General features: G+C 37.0%; 3 protein-coding genes and 1 tRNA gene. 3 read left to right on the forward strand and 1 reads right to left on the reverse strand.

Annotated features, from left to right (window positions below; all coding sequences use genetic code 11):
- Positions 1-13: 13 nt before the first annotated feature.
- Positions 14-99 (forward strand) — tRNA-Leu (locus ABFQ95_08195).
- Positions 100-143: 44 nt separating this feature from the next.
- Here ABFQ95_08195 and ABFQ95_08200 read toward each other — a convergent pair.
- Positions 144-680 carry a site-specific integrase gene (locus ABFQ95_08200; GenBank protein ID MEN8237497.1) on the reverse strand — a complete coding sequence of 179 codons (537 nt, stop codon included), beginning with the start codon at positions 678-680 and terminating at the stop codon, positions 144-146.
- Positions 681-936: 256 nt separating this feature from the next.
- Between ABFQ95_08200 and ABFQ95_08205 the strand changes: the two genes are divergently transcribed.
- Together ABFQ95_08205 and ABFQ95_08210 are read left to right on the forward strand one after the other, a co-directional pair.
- The gene (locus tag ABFQ95_08205) at positions 937-2,556 is read left to right on the forward strand and encodes a hypothetical protein (protein MEN8237498.1); all 1,620 of its coding nucleotides are present in this window, start codon (positions 937-939) and stop codon (positions 2,554-2,556) included.
- A 127-nt stretch (positions 2,557-2,683) separates the two neighbouring features.
- Complete coding sequence (locus tag ABFQ95_08210; protein MEN8237499.1) at positions 2,684-2,875, forward strand: hypothetical protein; 192 nt, start codon at positions 2,684-2,686, stop codon at positions 2,873-2,875.
- Positions 2,876-3,196: the final 321 nt, after the last annotated feature.

Raw genomic sequence — 3,196 nt, forward strand, 5'->3', positions numbered from 1 at the left:
GAATTTCAAAATTGCCGAAGTGGTGGAACTGGTAGACACGCTATCTTGAGGGGGTAGTGAGCCACGCTCGTGCCGGTTCGAGTCCGGCCTTCGGCACCATGTATAATATCAAGGGGTTAGCTCATATTGGGTTGACCCCTTGTTTACTTTGAAGTGCCCTCTGCTACCATTTTGCTACCAGTCTCTGAAAAAATGGAGTTTTCTAACCTCGAAGCAGCTTTTGGATTAGATGGTTTTAGCAAATGAGCATATACATCTAGAGTAACAGATGGAGAGGAATGACCAAGCTGGCTCTGGATGTATTTAATGTTCTCACCTTGGTCTAGCAAAAGACTTGCATATGTATGGCGCATATCGTGAAACCTGATACGTCCAACTCCAGCATTCTTTAAAGCCGGGAAGAAGTGTCGCCGGAGCATACTGCTATCATGTATAGGGTTCCCTGCGTTATTAGGAAATACTAAGTTCAATTCATTTGGTAAGCATGCCAACTTCCACTTTTTAAGTTCTGTTATCATTGTCGGCCCCAAATCAACTCTCCTGCCAGAGGATTTCGTTTTTGGTTTATACCAAGCATTATTGTTGAAAGTTCGATGAAAGTGTACCTGATTGGTCTCCCAATCAATATCTGACCACTTCAGGCCAAGGAGTTCTCCTTGTCTTCCACATGCAGTTTTGATTTACTCTGTTAATCACATCATTATTGGGTCATATCCCCTAACCACATTTGACTATATCCCCAAGTTCTCGTCCTCAACTTAATTATTAAATAAGTGCCTGTTATTAGCAACAATCTGTAATCATTACGAATCGATGTTTGATCTGAATAGCGGCTTTAATATTGCATCTAAATATTGGTTGTTTGTTTTTTCTTCCTTCAAGAAAAAGCCAAACCATTTTTTTATGATTTAACCAGAGTCTTTGTAAAGGGGTATTATGAAAATATTATCTATAACAATTTCAATATTCGTTCTCATTATTCTTACGTCTATCCCTGCAGAAACGCAAGCTAACCAGACAGAATTGCCTACTTCAAATTATAAATTCTTGTGCGGAAGGTACATGATGGGTGACATTATCGTTAATGGAGCTGTGTCACCCAAAATAGACTTAAGCGATGAAAGAACTGCAACAAAGTTAGTTAATATGGCGATTGAATTTGCCAAAAACCAATGTCAAGCTTCAAGTCTTGTATTGATCAGGTTACGACCACGTGATCCAGCGACCTTTACGAATTTAGAAGATGGCTTCCCTCGTTATCTGGCTCAAATCCTAGAATATCCTTCAGATACGGTCAAAGGTCAATACCATATCAAACACAATGAATTGATTATTACGAATTTTCCAAAAGAACTTAAAGACAAGCAGGCCGCCGAGGCCGCCGAGGAGGCACAAAAAAGAAAGTTGGAAGAACAGCGTCTTGCAAAACAACTCAAGGAGGAATTAGCCTATAAAAATAGTGCTGATTTCATTAGTAAAAATAAAATTGAATCTTGGCTTGATTTAGGACCTCTTGCTGCAAATCCTTTTGTTTATGAGGGGAAAATTATAGGGGTAAAAGTTGAATTTACAGAAATGCTGACTGCAACACGTGCTAATTTCAACAACGAAATTATTATTTCAGATATACCAAAAGGCATGTTTACGCAAAAAACGGCAACTGTAATTGCAGGAAAGGTATTAGGAAAAGAACACATCAAGAATCGTTTGGGGGGGAAAACCTCTCTCCCTCATTTACAATTTAAAGACGTTTATTTTTGTAAAAATTGGCACTGTGGAGACTTTCTAATCGAGCCAATAAAAAATTATGAAATATTAAAAGAATCTGAAATTAAAGCAGTACCCGAAGCTAAAGATACTGAAATTCTCGAAAAAATGGAGGCAAATGAATATTATCCCCACAAAAAGGGCTTTATTCGAAAATTTCAATGGGACATAATCTTATCTTCTGGCAAGAAAATAACCAGAGTATATACTCGTACATCAATAGATGGCTTACTAGTGGGAAATCGTTATTGGACCACGCAGATTAGCGACAAAGGGAAAAAATATTATTTTGAAAAGAATAACAAAGAATATGCTTGGGTTGGGTATAAAGTCCCCGGCGAGACAGACATCCGCTCATTTAAATCACCACAACTTTTCCTGCAATTGCCAGTAGAAAACCAATCGCCATGGAAGACCAAACTCACTTACATAAAAGACAACAATAATATGCCAGTTGAGGTGACTTGCAAAATTAAAAAAATAACTGCTTCTATCGCTGTGCCGGCTGGTACCTTTAACGATTGTGTGGAAGTTACTTGTGTTTACTCTAATCCAGCAGACGGCTTAGTGTATAATTCTAAAGCTTACTTTGCAAAAGGCGTTGGGGTTGTGAAAAAAGAACATTTTCAACAAGGTTTCAAGAAGTCCACAGGTGGAGACCAAAAGAGTATAATCCAACTTTTAAGTATCGAAAATACAAACAAAATCTCTGAAGATCAAACTATTAAAAAGGAAACAAAATCTCTGAAGAGAGAACTATTAAAAAGGAAACAATTGCTCAAATTTTAGATATGCTATCAGGAAAGATAAGGAAAAAATCCTTGATAATTTCCAAGTTATTCTTGAAGACCTTTATAAAGTCCAAAGAAAGAAAGGCAGCCAAAATAAAGAGAAAAAAGGTTTTGTTGACGGTTTCATGCATGCCGGTATTCTGATAGGTTTGGTTGATATTGAGGAACTCCAGAAACAAATTGACCAAGTTCACCTGGATGTATTTGGCAAAACCCTTGAAGAGAGAAAGGCTCTGATAAAATCAGCTCAACTTTCTGAAGATGTTCTTGATATTCCCACTTTCCATCGCCTCGGAAAGAATTTTGAATCTGAGTGAGCTATGTAATGGAGTATCAAGATGTACGGTGGATATGTTGAGCTAGGGTTAAGCCTGCCAAAACTGTAGATGTTGGCAAGAAATAATAAGTTTCAATTTCTGGTTTAGTAATTATTTAAGAGGTTAGACCAGACAAAATTTCTTCGGATGGGAGTTATTATGAAACTTGTATCTAAATTATTATTGATATTCTTTATGTTAGGATTTATTTCTTTTTGTTTGCCCCAGAAAGTATTAGCTATAAATTATGAAGGAATAACATCTTTTCAGTTATATCAGCCAAAAGCAAACCAAGGTGATGCAGATGCTCAATTTAATTTA

The sequence above is a fragment of the Pseudomonadota bacterium genome, assembly GCA_039714795.1.
Lineage (GTDB): Bacteria > Pseudomonadota > Alphaproteobacteria > JAGOMX01 > JAGOMX01 > JBDLIP01.

Excerpts from the sequence above, each read along its gene's own strand:
- ABFQ95_08210 (MEN8237499.1), top strand. The coding sequence starts at position 2,684 with ATGCATGCCGGTATTCTGATAGGTTTGGTTGATATTGAGGAACTCCAG.
- ABFQ95_08205 (MEN8237498.1), top strand. The coding sequence starts at position 937 with ATGAAAATATTATCTATAACAATTTCAATATTCGTTCTCATTATTCTT.